Raw genomic sequence first — 18,770 nt, 5'->3', positions numbered from 1 at the left:
TAATTTATGTTAGTTTAATTATTGCAAGAAACACTATTTATGGTATTTTTCAAGTTCGAAATTTACGTTTGTAATATTGAAAGGTAAGCAATAATTCATGACATGAATTTTATTGTTGTAATTATCAATTAGGATGATACAAAGTATGAAAATTTTCCGCCACACTCTTGCACTTTGCTCTCTGATGGTCGTGCCATTTATGGCGAGTGCAATCCCCTCCCTGCCTCAGCCTCAAGATGTTAAAACCGCCATCGAGCGTGCACTGGATTCGATCGAATTAGTGGAACCCACGTCTGGCAATCGAGAGGAAAGAAATCAATTTCTGATACAAAGATCATCCATCAAATCGATACGCTCTTCGGATGTGTTAAGCGTTCCTGGCTGTGTAATCGAAAGTGAGCAGAGCGTAAGTTGCATCATCGAAATGGACCGTGGCATGGGAAAGATAGGTTATATCAATGTGCCACTGGAGCACCAAAGCAAACGGTGGGAAGCGCCTTTTATGGCAAAGATTTTTGATAAAGAAGTAACGATGCCGGCTGTTCCGTCCCCAACTCTGGAGCAGGCCCAAAAAGCGATAATTCAATCTGCTGAAAATAGCGACGATGAAGGCGCCAAGCTGGTACAAACTGGCTTGCTTAAGCTCATCTCCATTCAGCCCAACTGTGAACTCGACCCTTATAATGGAAACATTATTTGCAAAGGTAAAATATCAAAGCAAGCAACAAAACAGCAGAAAGTGGAGATTATTGACGTAGACAGAATGCATTTTCACTTAAAAGGCAGTGCTTGGGTTTATGGTCGGGTACCGAGTTAAATATCTAGTTAATTTTATTTTGAGCGACTAATCCATTGATTTTTCGCTCAAGATGATTAGTTGGCTCTGATTTTTAAATGAAAATAAACATTAGGTGACTAAACAATGGATTGTGAACATAAAGCCATATCTATCAATCGCTCTGGCATCATGCAAACGGCAGATATTTATTATAGCAGAGGAAAAGACTGGTCTTTAAAAGTAGTCTTTAACGACCAAACCGAGTATGAAGTAATCAGTGGCGATGTGTTTTCTTGTTTTTGTGAAATAAGAAATCATTTTTCTGATGTTGTGTTTATGTGCAAAGGTGCTAAACGTAATGTCTATCCTTCCAGTATGTGCAGAGATATGTCTGGTGGGTTGATTGCCTATGAATTCCATGAGGGCAAGCACGCGACATCTGAGGATATAGTTCCTATTTTCCATTTTGACGATGAAGATTTAGTGTCCCCGGCAGAGCAAAAGCAGCATTTTTTATCTTGGGCACAATCTGAGCGATGCTGAGCTATATATCATAACTGCGTTTAATACCGCTTCACCTGTTGCGTCATTAGACGCAGCCGTTAAGAACGAGTAATAGACCACCGTCTTGCTCGGGTGTTCCCTGCTGTTAGTTATTATCCTCCGGGAATTCCCCCACTGCCATATGCAGCGTAATGCGTTGCCCATCGCGCAACACCACTACCGGGATTTCCGTCCCTGGGCGGATCTCCGCCACCTGATCCATCGTCTCCAATACCGACACCGCCGGTTTGTTATCGACGTTAATGATGATGTCATTAATATGGAATCCCGCATTGGCGGCCGGGCCGTTAGGGGTAATTTCGGTCACGATGATCCCCTGCAGGCGATCGATGCCGGTCGCCGAGGTGCGCACCGGGATAATCTCTTTGCCCTGAATACCAAAGTAGCCGCGGATCACCCGGCCATCACGGATCAGCTTATCCATGATCTTGGTCGCCAGTTCTACCGGGATGGCAAAGCCTAGCCCCTCTGGCGTTTCGCCATCGGTGATCTTGTCGTAGGTCAGCGTGTTGATGCCCATCAGCTCACCCAGGGAGTTAACCAGCGCACCGCCGGAGTTACCCCGGTTGATGGAAGCATCGGTTTGCAGGAAGGTTTGGCGCCCGGTGGTACTCAGGCTGATACGCCCGGTAGCGCTGATAATACCCTGGGTAACGGTTTGCCCAAGGTTGTACGGGTTACCGATCGCCAGCGCCACATCACCGATGCGTGCGGGGCGTGCGGTATTGATTGGGATCACTGGCAAGTTGCCCGGATCGATTTTCAGCACGGCCAGGTCGGTCAGGCTATCGGAGCCGACCAATAACGCCTCATAGCGGCGGCCATCTTGCAGTACGGCGGTGATCTGCTGGGCGTCTTTGATCACGTGGCGGTTGGTAATGATGTAGCCGCGATCGTTCATGATCACACCGGAACCCAGGGAGAGCACGTTGGTCGCGCCGCTGATGTTGCGGTTGTAGATGTTGACGACGGCAGGAGCAGCCCGGCGCACGCCGGTGTTATAGCTGGCCGGCGTTTGATCGCTGGTATTCTCAGATTTGCTGGCGAATATGTTATTGGTAGAACGCAATACGGGCAGGGCAGCCAGCAGTATACCGGCAACGACCAAACCAATAACAATAGAACGCAAGAGCTTAGCAAACATAGAGTTTTAGTTAGTGTTGAGGAAGATGAACGGAGGATAGCACGAGTTAACCGGGCGCAGTATGCTGACGCGCCCGGTTTCGCAACAAATTAACGCAGCAACAGATAAATGTTTTCGTCGCCACGTACGATGTTCAACGCCATCACCGCCGGTTTAGCTTCTAGCAGTTTACGCAGTGCGTTGATGTTTTCAACGCGCTGACGGTTGACGCCGATGATCACATCCCCTTTCTGCAGGCCAAACTGCGCCGCCGGAGTGCCTTTATCCACCTTGTCGATCTTCACGCCTTTATCACCGTTTGGCAGCGCACCGTTGGTGAGGGAGGCACCTTGCAGCGCAGGCGACAGCGTTTCGGCATTGGTTGATACGCTTTCGCTGTTATCCAGGGTGACGGCAACGTCCATGGGTTTGCCTTCACGCAGCAGGCCTATTTTAACGGTAGTGCCCGGTGCGGTGGTACCCACTTTGGCACGCAGCTCGGCAAAGCTACTGATCGGCTTGCCATCCAGGGAGACCAGAATATCGCCGGCTTTGATCCCGGCTTTGGCTGCGGCGGATTTTGGCATTACTTCACTGATAAAGGCTCCGCGTTGGGCATCCGTATTGAATGCTTTCGCCATATCGGCGGTCATTTCACTGCCTTTGATGCCCAGCAGGCCGCGCTTCACTTCACCAAACTCAATCAGCTGCTTGCTCAGGCTCTGTGCCATGTTACTTGGAATGGCGAAGCCGATACCGATGTTGCCGCCGCCCGGTGCCAGGATCGCGGTGTTGATACCGATCAGCTCACCGTTCAGGTTCACCAGCGCGCCGCCGGAGTTGCCACGGTTGATGGAGGCATCGGTCTGGATGAAGTTTTCCAACCCTTCCAGGCTCAGGCCGCTACGGCCCAGTGCGGAGATGATGCCGGAGGTTGCCGTCTGACCAAGGCCGAACGGGTTACCGACGGCTACGGCGAAGTCACCAACACGCAGCTTGTCGGAATCGGCGATTTTTACCGCCGTCAGGTTTTTGACATCGCTGACCTGCAGCAGGGCAATGTCAGACTGTTCGTCGCGGCCAATCAGCTTGGCGTCATATTCGCGGCCATCATTGAGCTGCACGCTGATCTTGTCGGCGTTGTTGATGACGTGGTTGTTGGTAAGGATGTAGCCCTTCGCCGCGTCGATAATCACACCGGAACCCAGCCCTTCAAACGGGCGAGTGCTTTCTTTCGGTGTAGGGATGTTCGGGCCAAAGAAGAATTTAAACTGCTCTGGCAGCTGTGGCTGGCGTTGTACCTGGGTGCCTTCTACACGCACGCTAACCACGGCGGGCAGCACTTTTTCCAGCATGGGGGCCAGGCTCGGCAGCGATTCACCCGCAACGGCGGTCGGCATGGCTGCGTTGGCTGCCGGGACGGAGGCAAATGCCAGGCTAATGCTCATTGCTAATGCACTAAGAATTAAAGATCTTTTCATCATTGGTTATAGCTCTCTCAAAATCTGCCGGTGAAATTTTTTACGATACTGCCATAGCAATACCATTTGTGTAGTCTAGGACAATGAATTTACGCGAAAAGTTCACTTAATCGTCAAGAGTAAGCATGGTCAGGGCGGGGAATTAGGGACGAACAAAGTGAACAACCCGTGGGATCGCCCCACGGGTCAGTATAACGGGGAATCAGTTACCGCGTGGAGCGCCGCGCAGCAGGCCGGAGGCCCCTTCGGAGTAATCACGTGGCATTTCCACTGGCGCCTGATCGTTATCCGCTTCCGCTTCGGTCAGACGATAGCGGAACGGGTTGTCCTGCATCGGCAGATCCGGCAGCAGGTTGTTGGAGCTTTTCGCCATATGCTGATACAGCTGACGATAGTCGCGCGCCATGTTATCCAGCAGTTCAGCACTGCGGGCAAAATGGCCAACCAGCTCCTGACGGTACTCTTCAAGCTCGGTTTTGCTTTTATCCAGTTCGTTTTGCAGCACCTGTTGCTGACGTAATTTACTGTTACCAAAACGCATCGCTACCGCACCGATCACGATACCGACCACCAAACCAATCAGCGCATACTCCCAGGTCATGATGACTCCTATTTTGACTTCGTTGTTCCGCAGGGATTTTTCACTTAATAATATCCACTATAACCGTTAACCTTGTCCGAGTGGAATCCTGATAAGCCAATACCTGCAGTTTGCAGGGGTTTTCTTGGGGTACAACGCCGATAAATGTGGCGATCAGGGTGCGAAGCGGCTGCCATCCGCCGCGAAAATTGGATAAATAAATTCTCAGCGTTGTTAGGGATTGCGAATACATGCAGGCACAGTCACCGTTATCACGCTACCAGCAGGCGCTGGATGCGGGGGAATATCAGGCCGATGCGGTTCAGCGCCAGGCCGTCACGCAGTTGGATCAGATCTATCAGGCGTTGCAGCAGCTCCCGGCTCCTGCCGCCGCTAACGCTGGCAAGCGTCGTAACCTGCTTAGCCGTTGGTTAGGTAAGAGTGAGGAAACCACCACGCAGCGGCCGGTGCAGGGGCTGTATATGTGGGGCGGCGTTGGCCGGGGTAAAACCTGGCTGATGGACCTGTTTTTCCACAGCCTGCCCGGCGATCGCAAACTGCGGCTGCACTTTCACCGCTTTATGCTGCGGGTGCACGAAGAGCTGACGGAGCTGCAAGGGCAGGAAAACCCGCTGGAGATCGTCGCAGACGGCTTCAAGGCGCAAACGGACGTGCTGTGTTTTGACGAGTTCTTTGTCTCCGACATTACCGACGCCATGCTGCTGGCAACGCTGTTGCAGGCGCTGTTCGCTCGCGGTATTACGCTGGTGGCTACCTCTAACATTATTCCGGACAATCTGTATCGTAACGGGCTGCAACGCGCACGCTTCCTACCGGCGATCGATTTGATCAACGAGTATTGCGACGTGATGAACGTGGATGCGGGCATCGATTATCGCTTGCGTACCCTGACGCAGGCCCATCTGTATCTGACCCCGCTCAACCAGCAAACGCAGGACACGATGGACCACATCTTCCTCAAGCTGGCGGGCCACGCCGGGGAAGAAGCTCCGGTGCTGCAAATCAATCACCGGCCAATGCCCACCTTGCGCGCGGTGGAAGGGGTATTGGCGATCGATTTTCATACCCTGTGTGAAGAGCCGCGTAGCCAACTGGATTACATCGCGTTGTCACGCCTCTATCACAGCGTGATGCTGTATAATGTGCGCATTATGGGGCCGCTGAAGGAAAACACCGCCCGCCGCTTCCTGGCGCTGGTGGACGAATTCTACGAGCGCCATGTCAAACTGGTGATCGCCGCCGAAGCCTCGATGTTCGAGATCTACCAGGGTGAACAACTGAAGTTCGAGTTTCAGCGTTGCCTGTCCCGCCTGCAGGAGATGCAGAGCGAGGAGTATCTGAAGCTGCCTCATCTGCCGTAAACAGGCGTTCGGGCCTGGCTTTCAGGCCCAGTTTCGCCCCCGATTATCGTTGCCAAATCGGTCCCCTGCGCTAAATCCGTTTTCCCGGTAAAAACAGGTCGACCTTTGTGAGCGACTTCTCTATAATCTTGCGACCCCACGTTACAACAAAGTTTTTTTCCCAAAACTTTGTATAGTGCCGGCAATGGCTATTCGAAGGGGTAGGTTTGCTGGACTTGTATGGTCGTGTGAGCCTCAACTGTTTTCGAGCGTTGGGTGAACACCTACGTGTAACTAAATTATTGGGTAAGCTTTCTAATGAAAACTTTTACAGCTAAACCAGAAACCGTAAAACGTGACTGGTATGTTGTTGATGCAGACGGTAAAACTTTAGGCCGTCTCGCTACTGAACTGGCTCGTCGTCTGCGCGGCAAGCATAAAGCGGAATACACCCCGCACGTTGATACCGGTGACTACATCATCGTTCTGAACGCAGAAAAAGTTGCTGTAACCGGCAACAAGCGTACAGACAAGGTGTATTACCACCACACCGGCCACATCGGTGGTATCAAGCAAGCGACCTTTGAAGAGATGATTGCCCGCCGTCCTGAGCGCGTGATTGAAATCGCGGTTAAAGGCATGCTGCCAAAGGGTCCGTTGGGTCGTGCAATGTTCCGTAAACTGAAAGTTTACGCGGGCACCGAGCACACTCACGCGGCACAGCAACCGCAAGTTCTTGACATCTAATCGGGATTATAGGCAATGGCTGAAAATCAATACTACGGCACTGGTCGCCGCAAAAGCTCCGCCGCTCGCGTTTTTATCAAGCCGGGCAGTGGTAACATCGTTATTAACCAGCGTAGCCTGGAACAGTACTTCGGTCGCGAAACTGCCCGCATGGTAGTTCGTCAACCGCTGGAACTGACCGACATGGTTGGCAAATTCGATTTGTACATCACCGTTAAAGGTGGTGGCATCTCTGGTCAAGCTGGCGCTATCCGTCACGGTATCACCCGTGCACTGATGGAGTACGACGAGACTCTGCGTGGTGAATTGCGTAAAGCTGGCTTCGTCACTCGTGACGCGCGTAAAGTTGAGCGTAAGAAAGTCGGTCTGCGTAAAGCACGTCGCCGTCCGCAGTTCTCCAAGCGTTAATTTTTTCTGCTTCGGCAGGACGATTTACGCGAAAAACCCGCCTCTTCGGCGGGTTTTTTTATGCCTGCAATCAGATTAAACTTTATTAAAATCAGTGGGCTAGGTGATAAATCAACGCATAGCCACCACAAAACAGTCAAAATCTGGTAAACTATCACCCACTTTTGCGCCTGTTCGCCGTGCAGTGCTGTCAGTCTACCTCCGAGGCCGTTTTCCAGACCTAAGGTTTATCTGTGAGCTGCGGGCTTGCGGTCACGATTATTCAGGATAGCAGCCTGAGATACCCAATCAATTTCACGTCGTAGCCAGGCGGCAACAACGCAATGGCTCGTGGAGTGATGGATATTTTGGCTATTCGCCGTATTTTCTAGATAACTTGGAGGTTTTCATGGCTGTCGCTGCCAACAAACGTTCGGTAATGACGCTGTTCTCTGGCCCGACCGACATCTTTAGCCATCAAGTACGTATCGTACTGGCGGAAAAGGGCGTCAGCGTCGAGATCGAGCAGGTAGAACCCGATAATCTGCCGCAGGATCTGATCGACCTCAACCCATACCAAACGGTACCGACGTTGGTCGATCGCGAGCTGACGCTGTATGAATCCCGTATCATCATGGAATACCTTGATGAGCGTTTCCCTCACCCGCCGTTGATGCCGGTGTATCCGGTGGCACGCGGTGAAAGCCGTCTGATGATGCTGCGTATCGAGAGAAACTGGTACACGCTGATGTACAAAATCGAGCAGAGCAGCGGCCAGGAAGCTGAATCAGCACGCCGCCAACTGCGCGAAGAACTGCTGGCGATTGCGCCAATCTTCGGCCAGACCCCGTATTTCATGAGCGAAGAGTTCAGCCTGGTAGACTGCTACCTGGCCCCGCTACTGTGGCGTTTGCCGCAGCTGGGTATCGAACTGAGCGGTGCTGGCTCCAAAGAACTGAAAGGTTACATGACCCGCGTCTTCGAGCGTGATGCATTCCTGGCCTCTCTGACCGAAGCCGAGCGCGAAATGCGCCTGCAGACTCGGGGCTAAGCATCATGGATATGTCTCAGATGACCCCGCGCCGTCCTTATCTTTTGCGGGCATTCTATGACTGGCTGTTGGATAACCAACTGACTCCGCATCTGGTCGTGGACGTGATGCGCCCAGACGTGCAGGTTCCGATGGAATTTGCACGCGATGGTCAGATTGTGCTGAACATTGCTCCGCGTGCCGTAGGTAACCTGCAATTGGGCGACGACGAAGTGACCTTCAACGCGCGCTTTGGTGGCGTTCCTCGTCAGGTGCTGGTGCCAATGGCGGCCGTGCTGGCGATTTATGCGCGGGAGAACGGGGCTGGTACCCTGTTTGAACCGGAAGCCAAGTATGAAGATGAAGGGGCTTTCGAAGGGCTGGAAGAGGTGTCTAGCCCTACGGGTAGCCTGATGTCAGTGGTTGATAGCGATCGTCAGGATAGCTTGGAAGACGATAACGGCCCTGATGATGAACCGCCTCAGCCGCCACGCGGTGGTGGACGTCCGGCGTTGCGTGTCGTGAAGTAAGCTACGGCAGGCAGGGAAAAAGGTGCAACTCAGGTTGCGCCTTTTTTATTGTCTGTCGATCGGCAAGTTGGGAATCTGGAAGGTAAAAGCAAAGGGCCGGCAAGCCGACCCTTTGGGAGAACGTAGAGGTTTAAATCACACTTCCAGATAACACATGATGCCTTCGGCAGCTTTGCGCCCTTCGGCAATCGCGGTAACCACCAGATCGGAACCGCGAACCGCATCGCCACCAGCGAAGATTTTCGGATTGCTGGTCTGGAAGGCGTTATCGACCGATTCCGGTGCGACGATGCGGCCCTGCTTGTCCAACTGCACATCGTGCGCGGCCAACCAGTCCATCTGGTGTGGGCGGAAGCCAAAGGCCATCACCACCGCATCGGCGTCGATCACGTGCTCGGATCCAGGTACCTGTTCGGCAACCTGGCGGCCATTGGCATCCGGGGCACCCAACTGAGTGCGCACCATCTTGACGCCAGCAACGCGCCCCGCGCTGTTAAGCTCAATGCTCAACGGCTGTAGGTTGAACTGGAACTCGACCCCTTCCTCACGCGCATTCTTCACTTCGCGTTTGGAACCCGGCATGTTCGCTTCATCCCGGCGATAGGCACAGATGACCTGAGTCGCGCCCTGACGAATGGAGGTGCGTACGCAGTCCATGGCGGTGTCACCACCGCCCAGCACGACCACACGCTTGCCTTCCATGCTGACATACGGCTCGTGTTGTTCTGGTTGGTAGCCCATCAGCTGCTTGGTGTTGGCGATCAGGAACGGCAGCGCATCGTACACGCCAGGTGCATCTTCGTTCTCCAATCCACCACGCATTGATTGGTAGGTACCTACGCCGAGGAACACCGCATCGTATTCGCTCAATAGCGCATCCATGGTGATGTCTTTGCCGACCTCGGTATTGAGTTGGAACTCGATACCCATCTCGCTGAAGATGCCACGGCGTTTTACCATCACCTCTTTTTCCAGCTTAAAGGCCGGGATGCCGAAGGTCAGCAAACCTCCGATCTCTGGATGACGATCGTAAACCACCGCTTTGACGCCGTTACGGGTCAATACGTCCGCACAGGCCAGGCCCGCTGGGCCAGCGCCAATAACGGCTACCCGCTTACCGGTTGGGTGCACGTGGGACATATCCGGCTTCCAGCCCATCTCGATGGCTTTATCGCTGATGTAACGCTCGATATTGCCGATGGTCACCGCGCCAAACTCGTCGTTCAGGGTACAGGAACCTTCGCACAGGCGATCTTGCGGACAAACGCGGCCACACACTTCCGGCAGGCTGTTGGTCTGGTGTGCCAGATCCGCCGCCTCCATGATGCGACCTTCATTCGCCAGCTTCAGCCAGTTCGGAATATAGTTGTGAACCGGGCATTTCCATTCGCAATAGGGGTTGCCGCAGGACAGACAACGGTCGGCTTGCGATTTCGCCTGGGTTTCCGAAAAGGGTTCATAGATCTCTACAAACTCAATTTTGCGGATCTTCAGCGGTTTTTTTGGCGGATCAACGCGCTGCAGGTCGATAAATTGATAAACGTTCTGACTCATTCAATGACCCCTTACTGCGCCTGAACCCGCAGCTCGGCTGCGGAACGACTACGGTGACCCAACAATGCTTTGACATCACTGGACTTCGGTTTGACCAGCGCAAACTTCGGCGCCCAAACCGGCCAGTTAGCCAAGATCTCTTCTGCCCGTGATGAACCGGTCAACTGCACGTGTTCGGTGATCAAACCGCGCAGGTGCTCTTCATGGATCGCCAGTTGATCGACGTCCAGCACTTCCACCAGTTCCGGGTTGACGCGTTTGCGGAACTCGCCATCTTCATCCAGTACATAGGCGAAGCCGCCGGTCATACCCGCACCAAAGTTGATGCCGGTCTTGCCCAAGACGCAGACGATGCCACCGGTCATGTATTCACAGCCGTTATCGCCAATGCCTTCAACCACGGTAATTGCCCCGGAGTTACGCACGGCGAAACGCTCCCCGGCACGGCCTGCAGCGAATAGCTTGCCACCGGTTGCGCCGTACAAGCAGGTGTTGCCGATGATGCTGGCTTCGTGGCTGCGGAAGGCAGAGCCCACCGGAGGACGCACGGCGATACGGCCACCGGCCATCCCTTTACCGACATAGTCGTTAGCATCGCCGGTCAGGGTCAGCTCAACGCCGCCGGCATTCCACACGCCGAAGCTCTGGCCTGCGGTTCCGGAGAAATGCGCCTTGATCGGATCGGCGGCCATCCCTTGGTCGCCATGCAGGGTGGCAATGGCTCCTGACAAGGTCGCGCCGACGGAACGATCGGTGTTACGGATATCGAAATAGAAGGTCTTGCTGTGCTTGGCCTCAATATGCGGTTGCGCCTGTGCCATCAGCTCCTTGTTCAGCACGCCCTGATCGAACGGCGGGTTGCTGCTTTCGGTGCAGTGCAGGGCTTTACCCGCGTGCGGTGTGGCAGTTTTCAGCAATGGAGACAGGTCCAGCTTGTTCTGCTTGGCGGAGATCCCGTCGAGCTCGGTCAGGAACTCGGTGCGGCCAATCAGATCGACCAGTTGGCTGACGCCGAGCGTAGCCATGATCTCGCGGGTTTCCCGAGCGATAAACTGGAAGTAGTTGGTCACGCGCTCTGGCAGGCCGTGATAGTGATCGCGGCGCAGTTTTTCATCTTGAGTTGCTACGCCGGTCGCGCAGTTGTTCAAGTGGCAGATACGCAGGTATTTACAGCCCAGCGCCACCATCGGGCCGGTGCCGAAGCCAAAGCTCTCTGCACCCAGAATGGCTGCTTTGACAATGTCCACGCCGGTTTTCAGGCCACCATCCACCTGCAGGCGGATCTTGTGGCGCAGGCCGTTGGCCACCAGTGCCTGCTGGGTTTCTACCAGGCCAAGCTCCCATGGGCAGCCAGCATATTTAACTGAAGATAACGGGCTTGCACCGGTGCCACCGTCGTAACCGGCAATGGTGATCAGATCGGCATAGGCTTTCGCTACGCCGGTGGCAATGGTGCCCACGCCCGGCTCGGAAACCAGCTTCACCGAAATCATTGCCTTCGGGTTCACCTGTTTCAGATCGAAAATCAGCTGTGCCAAATCTTCAATCGAATAGATATCGTGATGCGGCGGAGGTGAGATCAGGGTCACGCCCGGCACCGAATAACGCAGTTTGGCGATATACGGTGTGACCTTATCGCCAGGCAACTGACCGCCTTCACCCGGCTTGGCACCTTGGGCGACCTTAATCTGGATCACGTCGGCGTTCACCAGATAGGCTGGCGTCACGCCGAAGCGGCCAGAGGCCACCTGCTTGATCCGGGACACCTTGTTGGTGCCGTAGCGCGCCGGATCTTCACCGCCTTCACCGGAGTTGGAGAAACCGCCCAGGCTGTTCATGGCAATCGCCAGCGACTCATGAGCCTCCGGGCTGAGTGCCCCGATGGACATGGCGGCGGTATCGAAGCGTTTGAACAGTGATTCGGCGGGCTCAACCTGATCGACCGGGATCGGCGCGCCTTTCGGGGTGATCGCCAGCAGGTCGCGCAATGTAGCAATCGGGCGCTCGTTCACCAGCTTGGCATAAGCCTGGTAATCGCTGTATTCACCGCTGTGCACCGCTTTTTGCAGCGAGTTCACCACGTCTGGGTTATACGCATGGTACTCGCCGTTGTGGACGAACTTCAGCAGGCCACCTTGATCCAGCGGCTTGCGTTTCAGCCAGGCGCGTTTGGACAGGTTTTGCAGATCCTGCTGGAAGTCGCTGAAGCTGGCACCGCCGATGCGGCTGACCACGCCCTGGAAGCAGAGATCGGACAGGTCACGGTGCAGGCCAACGGCTTCAAACAGTTTGGAACAGCGGTAAGAGGCGATAGTCGAGATGCCCATTTTGGACATGATCTTGTACAGCCCTTTATTGATGCCGTTACGGTAGTTCAGCATCACGTCGCGGTATTTCTTGTCGATCGCCTGGCTGTCGACCAGCTTGGCCAGCGTTTCGTAGGCCAGATACGGGTAGATGGCGGTGGCACCAAAGCCCAGCAACACGGCGAAGTGATGCGGGTCGCGGGCGCTGGCGGTTTCAACGATGATGTTGGCATCACAGCGCAGGTTTTTGTCCACCAGGCGGGTCTGGATTGCCCCCACCGCCATTGGCGCCGGCACCGGCAGGCGCTGGTTGCTGATGGCACGATCGGACAGTACCAGCAACACTGCGCCGTCACGGACTTTACGTTCCGCTTCGTTGCACAGGGCATGGATGGTCTGTTCCAGATCCTGCTCCGCCGGATCGAAGGTCAGATCGAGCGTGTCGGCACGATAATATTCGCCTTCTAGCGTAGTGAGCTGCTTGAAGTCTGAATACAGCAGGATCGGCGATTTGAAGCTCAGACGATGCGCCTGGCCTTCGGCTTCGCAGAATACGTTCATCTCGCGGCCGATGCTGGTGGCCAGAGACATCACGTGGGCTTCACGCAGCGGATCGATCGGCGGGTTGGTGACCTGAGCGAACTGCTGGCGGAAGTAGTCATAAATGATGCGTGGACGGCTGGAAAGCACGGCGAATGGGGTATCGTCACCCATCGAACCGGTGGCTTCCTGGCCGATCTCGCCCAGTACGCGGATCACCTGGTCCAGCTCTTCGCTGCTGTAGCCGAACTGCTTCTGGTAGGTTTCCAGCGTGGCGTCATCCAGCTCGCGGCTGCCCACCTGATCTTCCGGCAGGTCTTCGAACGGCACCAGACGCTTAACGTTCTTCTCCATCCACTCTTTATACGGGTGGCGGCTTTTCAGATCGTTGTCGGTTTCGGCTGAGTGCAGGATCTTGCCGCTGCGGGTGTCGATCACCATCAGCTCGCCTGGCCCGACGCGGCCTTTTTCGATGACTTCATCCGGCTGGTAATCCCAGATGCCGACTTCTGAGGCACAGGTGATCAGCTTGTCTTTGGTGATGACGTAGCGCGCCGGACGCAGACCGTTACGGTCCAGGTTACAGGCGGCGTAGCGGCCATCGGACATCACGATGCCCGCCGGGCCGTCCCACGGCTCCATGTGCATCGAGTTGAAGTCAAAGAAAGCGCGCAGATCGGTGTCCATATCCGGGTTGTTCTGCCAGGCCGGTGGCACCAGCAAACGCATGGCACGGATCAGATCCATACCGCCTGCCAGCAACAGTTCCAGCATATTATCCAGTGAGCTGGAGTCGGAGCCGGTTTCGTTAACGAAAGGTGCGGCGGCCTGCAAATCCGGGATCAACGGGGTCTGGAACTTGTAGGTACGAGCACGTGCCCACTGGCGGTTACCGGTGATGGTGTTGATCTCACCGTTGTGCGCCAGATAGCGGAACGGCTGTGCCAAAGGCCAGCGCGGCACGGTATTGGTTGAGAAGCGCTGGTGGAACAGGCAGATGGCCGATTCCAGCCGCAGGTCGGCCAGATCCAGATAGAAGCGTGGCAGATCGGCTGGCATGCACAGACCTTTGTAGATCGTCACCAGGTTGGAGAAACTGCACACATAGAAGCTGTCATCCTGGACGCGCTTCTCGATACGGCGACGGGCTACAAACAGGCGGCGCTCCATATCGCGTGGACGCCAGCCCGCAGGGGCGTTCACGAAAATCTGTTCAATACGCGGCAGGGAAGAGAGGGCGATCTCACCCAGAACGTCCGGGTTGGTAGGAACTTCGCGCCAGCCGACGATCGACAGCGTTTCGTTCTGCAGCTCTTCTTCAACAATGCGGCGGCTGGCACGGGCTTCCTCTTCGTTCTGGCTAAGGAACATCATGCCAACGGCGTAGTTCTTGGCTAAACGCCAGCCGCGCTCTTCCGCCACCATGCGGAAAAAGCGATCGGGCTTTTGCAATAACAGGCCGCAACCGTCGCCAGTCTTGCCGTCAGCAAGAATTGCACCACGGTGTTGCATGCGGGCCAGTGCGTGAATAGCGGTCCTCACCACTTTGTGGCTAGGTTCGCCTTCTATGTGGGCGATCAGGCCGAAACCACAGTTGTCCCTCTCATGGGATTTATCGTACAGCATATCAGTGAACCTCCCCAGGCTCTGTGTGACTCTTACAACCCACTGCGAAGGGCCTGCTCAATTTCAGGCAGAAGTCCAATCAGCAAGGTTAATATCGCCAATCTGCTTTTCCGCCCTCCATCAATGGCCTCTCGTGACGGTTCTCACAAGTGGTAAATGACTTGTTTTAAGAGGGAGTCTTAAATTACTGCATAATTATGACGAGACGTTTGCCCGTCCAGAAAGCTTCCAGCGGACCTCCAACTTAGCGAGAAAGAATACGCAGGTCAAATATGGGCTTAACAGGGATTTTGATGGCTTGCATGAGGTTTATGATGATGAAAAATAAGTTTTTTCAGACGGTTTTGGCTCGATGGAAAGGCAGGGGGAGTGCCGCAAAAATGTGAGCTGTCTCACTATAGTGCAATGCCTGAATCTCTGCACCATGCTAGTGCTGGCGGCAATGCCAGAGTTTTATTCTGGTAAATTTATATTTATTGTTGTTTATAACTATTTTTCACCGCTTTGTCATAAAGCTGTTAACAGTGCGCTGAGGATTAGAAACTTTCATCGAGATAAAAATGATTTTATTTGCACTAATAATGAATAGTTATGCCTACGGCGGCCTTTGGGGAAAAGCGTTGATCCCTGTCATCGCGGGAAAAGCCGTTTCTTATTAGCATAACGGCCTTCAAACACAGAGAGACACCAAGATTATGCAGTTGCCGCAATTAGTCAATATGTTTGGTAGCGATCTTCAGCGCCGTTATGGGGAGAAGATCCACAAACTCACGCTGCACGGTGGGTTTAGCTGCCCGAACCGCGACGGCACGCTGGGGCGCGGTGGCTGCACTTTCTGCAACGTGGCCTCTTTTGCCGATGAACAGATGCAGCAGCAAAGCATTGCGGAGCAACTGGCCATTCAGGCGCAGAAGGTTAACCGGGCCAAGCGCTATCTGGCCTATTTCCAGGCCTATACCAGCACTTATGCCGAAGTCGAACTGTTGGCCAACATGTATCGGCAGGCGCTGACGCAGGCCGAGATGGTGGGTATCTGTGTCGGCACCCGGCCAGACTGTGTGCCGGAAGCGGCGCTCGATCTGCTGGCAGGCTACCGTGAGCAGGGCTTCGAGGTGTGGCTGGAGCTGGGGCTGCAAACGGCGCACGATAAAACACTAAAGCGCATCAACCGTGGCCACAATTTCTCCTGTTACCAGCAGACCAGCCGCCTGGCGCGGGAGCGCGGCCTGAAGGTATGCAGCCACCTGATCGTTGGCCTGCCCGGTGAGACTTATCAACATCATCTGGCTACGCTGCAAGCGGTGGCTGAGAGCGGGGTAGACGGCATCAAGCTGCACCCGCTGCATATTGTCACCGGTAGTACCATGGCGCGAGCCTGGCAGGCGGGGCGTTTACCCGAGCTGTCGCTGGAAGATTACGCATTCAGCGCCGGGGAAATGATCCGCCATACGCCGAAGGAGATTATCTACCACCGCATCTCGGCCAGCGCCCGTCGGCCCACCCTGTTGGCACCATTATGGTGCGAAAACCGTTGGAACGGCATGCAGGCCGTCGGCGGCTATCTTCAGCGGCATGGTGGTCAGGGTTCGGCTTTGGCAGTAGGCCAGCAATACCAGCCTTAAAACCCTGTTCTCAGGTTGCGAATTGCAACCATTCCCACAGTTCACAGTAAGGTTTCTTATCTTAACCGCATTTTACGGTATGATTTGAGAGATTATGTCTGTTGGGAATGGCTCATGAAGCAAATCCGGGTGTTAGCCCAGTACTACGTTGATTTGATGGTAAAACTGGGGCTGGTGCGCTTTTCACTGTTGCTGGCTTCAGCGCTGGTGATACTGGCGATGGTGGTGCAGATGGCGGTCACCATGCTGTTGCGTGGTGAAGTGGAAAGCATCGACGTGGTGCGCTCCATCTTCTTCGGTCTACTGATCACGCCGTGGGCGGTTTATTTCCTTTCGGTGGTGGTAGAGCAACTGGAAGAGTCGCGCCAGCGCCTGGCTCGGCTGGTGGATAAGCTTGAGGAGATGCGCAATCGCGATCTCGCGCTGAACCAGCAGATGCAAGAGAACATCAGCCAGCTCAATCAGGAAATTGCCGACCGTATCAAGGCGGAGCAAGATCGCCAACAGGTGATGGATAAGCTGACCGAAGAGATGGAGCAGCGCGAACAGGCGCAGGTGGAGTTGGGCCAACAATCAGCATTGCTACGCTCTTTCCTCGATGCCTCCCCCGATCTGGTTTACTACCGCAACGAAGAAAAAGAGTTTTCCGGCTGCAACCGGGCGATGGAACTGCTGACCGGCAAGAGTGAAAAACAGCTGATCGGCCTGACCCCCTTTGATGTCTACAGCAAAGAGATCGCCGAAAAAGTCATCGAAACCGATGAGAAAGTATTCCGCCATAACGTCTCCCTGACCTATGAACAATGGTTGGTGTACCCAGACGGTCGCAAGGCCTGTTTTGAATTGCGCAAGGTGCCGTTTTACGACCGCGTGGGCAAACGTCACGGGCTGATGGGCTTTGGCCGCGATATAACCGAGCGTAAGCGCTATCAGGACGCGCTGGAGAACGCCAGCAGGGAGAAGACTACCTTTATCTCAACGATCAGCCACGAGCTTCGTACGCCGCTTAATGGCATCGTCGGCCTGAGCCGTATTCTGCTCGATACCGAACTGAACGATGAGCAACTGAAGTATTTGAAAACCATCCACGTCAGTGCCATCACCCTGGGTAATATTTTCAACGACATCATCGAGATGGATAAACTCGAGCGGCGTAAGGTCCAGTTGGACAATCAGCCGGTCGACTTTACCGGCTTCCTGGCGGATCTGGAGAACCTCTCCGGCCTGCTGGTACAGCCGAAAGGGCTGCAGTTCGTGATGGAGCCCGAGTTACCGCTACCGGAGAAAATCATCACGGACGGCACACGCCTGCGTCAGATCCTGTGGAACCTGATCGGCAACGCGGTGAAATTCACCCAGCAAGGCCAGATCGTGGTGCGCGTCAGGCGCGAAGAGCAGGAACAGATCGTGTTTGAGGTTGAAGACTCAGGCATGGGGATCCCGCAGGATGAGCAAGACAAGATTTTCGCCATGTATTATCAGGTCAAAGACCAGAACGGCGGGCGTCCGGCGACCGGCACCGGGATCGGTCTGGCGGTCTCCAAACGGCTGGCGCAGAGTATGGGCGGAGATATCACGGTAAACAGCGCACAAGGGCACGGTTCTTGCTTCACCTTGACCATCAAGGCGCCAGCGGTGGACGAAGTGGTCAATGAGGTCCAGGCGGTGGAAGAAATGCCGCTACCGGCGTTGCATATCCTGCTGGTGGAAGATATCGAACTGAACGTGATCGTGGCCCGTTCGGTGTTGGAGAAGCTGGGTAACAGCGTTGCGGTAGCCATGAACGGCAGCGATGCGTTAGCCATGTTCGACCCGGACGAGTTCGATCTGGCTCTGTTGGATATTCAATTGCCGGACATGAGCGGGCTGGATATCGCCCGTGAGCTGCGCGAGCGTTATGCGGGCCGCTCGCTGCCGCCGTTGATTGCGTTGACAGCTAATGTCCTGAAAGACAAGAAAGAGTATCTTGAAGCGGGCATGGACGATGTGCTGAGTAAGCCGTTGTCGGTACCGGCCTTGACCAAGATGATCAAACATTACTGGGATCATCAACCCCAACATACCACAAAGAAAACGGAGCAAAAGTCGATGCAGATTAATGAATCGTTGTTGGATACCGCAATGCTGGAGCAGTACATGGATCTGGTGGGGCCGCAGCTGATCCATCAGAGCCTGGCGATGTTTGAACAGGTTATGCCGGGGTATCTGGCGGTGCTGGATTCCAACATGACCGCGAAGGACGAGAAAGGGATCACCGAAGAAGGGCACAAAATCAAGGGTGCCGCTGGCTCCGTCGGGCTAAAACATCTGCAACAGCTGGCCCAGCAGATCCAGACGCCAACGTTACCAGCCTGGCAAGACAACGTGCAAGAGTGGGTCGATGAGCTGAAGCAGGAGTGGCGCAATGACGTGGCGGTGCTGCGAGCTTGGGTAGAGAACGCTGAAAAAAAATGACCCCAGCCGAGGCCGGGGTGCGCGAATATTGCGCCAACACCAGGGAAATCATTAACCTGCGTATTGGTTTTTAGCGTTCTGGTAGAG

General features: G+C 54.6%; 14 protein-coding genes. 9 read left to right on the top strand and 5 right to left on the bottom strand.

The genetic code is table 11. The annotated features are described in order from the left end of the window. Window positions 1-145 precede the first annotated feature (145 nt). Window positions 146-817, top strand: a complete 672-nt coding sequence (locus KGP16_RS23390) for a hypothetical protein (RefSeq protein WP_223500428.1) — start codon at window positions 146-148, stop codon at window positions 815-817. A gap of 105 nt (window positions 818-922) precedes the next feature. After that, window positions 923-1,321 (top strand): hypothetical protein, encoded by a 399-nt coding sequence (locus KGP16_RS23385; RefSeq protein ID WP_223500427.1) that lies wholly within the window; start codon window positions 923-925, stop codon window positions 1,319-1,321. 106 nt (window positions 1,322-1,427) lie between these two features. Here KGP16_RS23385 and degS read toward each other — a convergent pair whose 3' ends face one another. From degS to zapG, 3 genes are all read right to left on the bottom strand, one after another. Further along, the gene (degS, locus tag KGP16_RS23380; RefSeq protein ID WP_223500426.1) at window positions 1,428-2,486 is read right to left on the bottom strand and encodes an outer membrane-stress sensor serine endopeptidase DegS; all 1,059 of its coding nucleotides are present in this window, start codon (window positions 2,484-2,486) and stop codon (window positions 1,428-1,430) included. Between the two features lie 89 nt (window positions 2,487-2,575). Beyond that, a complete protein-coding gene (gene degQ / locus KGP16_RS23375; protein WP_223500424.1) occupies window positions 2,576-3,949 on the bottom strand; it encodes a serine endoprotease DegQ in 1,374 nt (457 codons plus the stop codon). Between the two features lie 199 nt (window positions 3,950-4,148). Further along, entirely contained in the window at window positions 4,149-4,547 is a 399-nt protein-coding gene (zapG, locus tag KGP16_RS23370; RefSeq protein WP_021180680.1) for a Z-ring associated protein ZapG, read from the bottom strand. Between the two features lie 230 nt (window positions 4,548-4,777). On the opposite strand from zapG, the gene zapE reads away from it, so the two are divergent. From zapE to sspB, 5 genes are all read left to right on the top strand, one after another. After that, window positions 4,778-5,908 (top strand): cell division protein ZapE, encoded by a 1,131-nt coding sequence (zapE, locus tag KGP16_RS23365; RefSeq protein ID WP_021180679.1) that lies wholly within the window; start codon window positions 4,778-4,780, stop codon window positions 5,906-5,908. Window positions 5,909-6,205: 297 nt separating this feature from the next. Continuing rightward, window positions 6,206-6,634 carry a 50S ribosomal protein L13 gene (gene rplM / locus KGP16_RS23360; protein ID WP_021180678.1) on the top strand — a complete coding sequence of 143 codons (429 nt, stop codon included), beginning with the start codon at window positions 6,206-6,208 and terminating at the stop codon, window positions 6,632-6,634. 15 nt (window positions 6,635-6,649) lie between these two features. Next, window positions 6,650-7,042 (top strand): 30S ribosomal protein S9, encoded by a 393-nt coding sequence (gene rpsI, locus KGP16_RS23355; RefSeq protein WP_021180677.1) that lies wholly within the window; start codon window positions 6,650-6,652, stop codon window positions 7,040-7,042. Between the two features lie 388 nt (window positions 7,043-7,430). After that, on the top strand, window positions 7,431-8,072 hold the full coding sequence (sspA, locus tag KGP16_RS23350) for a stringent starvation protein SspA (RefSeq protein ID WP_021180676.1): 642 nt from the start codon (window positions 7,431-7,433) through the stop codon (window positions 8,070-8,072). 5 nt (window positions 8,073-8,077) lie between these two features. Further along, complete coding sequence (gene sspB, locus KGP16_RS23345; RefSeq protein WP_037376229.1) at window positions 8,078-8,581, top strand: ClpXP protease specificity-enhancing factor; 504 nt, start codon at window positions 8,078-8,080, stop codon at window positions 8,579-8,581. Between the two features lie 135 nt (window positions 8,582-8,716). On the opposite strand, the gene KGP16_RS23340 is transcribed toward sspB, so the two are convergent. Continuing rightward, window positions 8,717-10,135, bottom strand: coding sequence for a glutamate synthase small subunit (locus KGP16_RS23340; protein ID WP_021806948.1), 1,419 nt, complete (start codon window positions 10,133-10,135; stop codon window positions 8,717-8,719). Window positions 10,136-10,146: 11 nt separating this feature from the next. After that, complete coding sequence (gene gltB, locus KGP16_RS23335) at window positions 10,147-14,607, bottom strand: glutamate synthase large subunit (protein ID WP_021806947.1); 4,461 nt, start codon at window positions 14,605-14,607, stop codon at window positions 10,147-10,149. A gap of 695 nt (window positions 14,608-15,302) precedes the next feature. On the opposite strand from gltB, the gene KGP16_RS23330 reads away from it, so the two are divergent. Both KGP16_RS23330 and arcB read left to right on the top strand, forming a co-directional pair. Then, window positions 15,303-16,229: a TIGR01212 family radical SAM protein gene (locus KGP16_RS23330; protein WP_209529542.1), complete on the top strand. Its 927-nt coding sequence runs from the start codon at window positions 15,303-15,305 to the stop codon at window positions 16,227-16,229. Between the two features lie 114 nt (window positions 16,230-16,343). Next, entirely contained in the window at window positions 16,344-18,683 is a 2,340-nt protein-coding gene (arcB, locus tag KGP16_RS23325) for an aerobic respiration two-component sensor histidine kinase ArcB (RefSeq protein ID WP_021806945.1), read from the top strand. The last annotated feature ends 87 nt before the right edge of the window (window positions 18,684-18,770 follow it).

It is taken from the genome of Serratia sp. JSRIV006 (genome assembly GCF_019968685.1).
GTDB lineage: Bacteria > Pseudomonadota > Gammaproteobacteria > Enterobacterales > Enterobacteriaceae > Chania > Chania fonticola_B.
This window is presented reverse-complemented; position numbering and strand designations above follow the sequence as displayed.

What these genes read in the sequence shown, in the direction of transcription:
- zapE (WP_021180679.1), top strand. Translation starts at nt 4,778, where the DNA reads ATGCAGGCACAGTCACCGTTATCACGCTACCAGCAGGCGCTGGATGCG.
- sspB (WP_037376229.1), top strand. Translation starts at nt 8,078, where the DNA reads ATGGATATGTCTCAGATGACCCCGCGCCGTCCTTATCTTTTGCGGGCA.
- rpsI (WP_021180677.1), top strand. Translation starts at nt 6,650, where the DNA reads ATGGCTGAAAATCAATACTACGGCACTGGTCGCCGCAAAAGCTCCGCC.
- rplM (WP_021180678.1), top strand. Translation starts at nt 6,206, where the DNA reads ATGAAAACTTTTACAGCTAAACCAGAAACCGTAAAACGTGACTGGTAT.
- degS (WP_223500426.1), bottom strand. Translation starts at nt 2,486, where the DNA reads ATGTTTGCTAAGCTCTTGCGTTCTATTGTTATTGGTTTGGTCGTTGCC.
- KGP16_RS23330 (WP_209529542.1), top strand. Translation starts at nt 15,303, where the DNA reads ATGCAGTTGCCGCAATTAGTCAATATGTTTGGTAGCGATCTTCAGCGC.
- KGP16_RS23390 (WP_223500428.1), top strand. Translation starts at nt 146, where the DNA reads ATGAAAATTTTCCGCCACACTCTTGCACTTTGCTCTCTGATGGTCGTG.
- arcB (WP_021806945.1), top strand. Translation starts at nt 16,344, where the DNA reads ATGAAGCAAATCCGGGTGTTAGCCCAGTACTACGTTGATTTGATGGTA.
- zapG (WP_021180680.1), bottom strand. Translation starts at nt 4,547, where the DNA reads ATGACCTGGGAGTATGCGCTGATTGGTTTGGTGGTCGGTATCGTGATC.
- gltB (WP_021806947.1), bottom strand. Translation starts at nt 14,607, where the DNA reads ATGCTGTACGATAAATCCCATGAGAGGGACAACTGTGGTTTCGGCCTG.
- KGP16_RS23385 (WP_223500427.1), top strand. Translation starts at nt 923, where the DNA reads ATGGATTGTGAACATAAAGCCATATCTATCAATCGCTCTGGCATCATG.
- KGP16_RS23340 (WP_021806948.1), bottom strand. Translation starts at nt 10,135, where the DNA reads ATGAGTCAGAACGTTTATCAATTTATCGACCTGCAGCGCGTTGATCCG.
- sspA (WP_021180676.1), top strand. Translation starts at nt 7,431, where the DNA reads ATGGCTGTCGCTGCCAACAAACGTTCGGTAATGACGCTGTTCTCTGGC.
- degQ (WP_223500424.1), bottom strand. Translation starts at nt 3,949, where the DNA reads ATGATGAAAAGATCTTTAATTCTTAGTGCATTAGCAATGAGCATTAGC.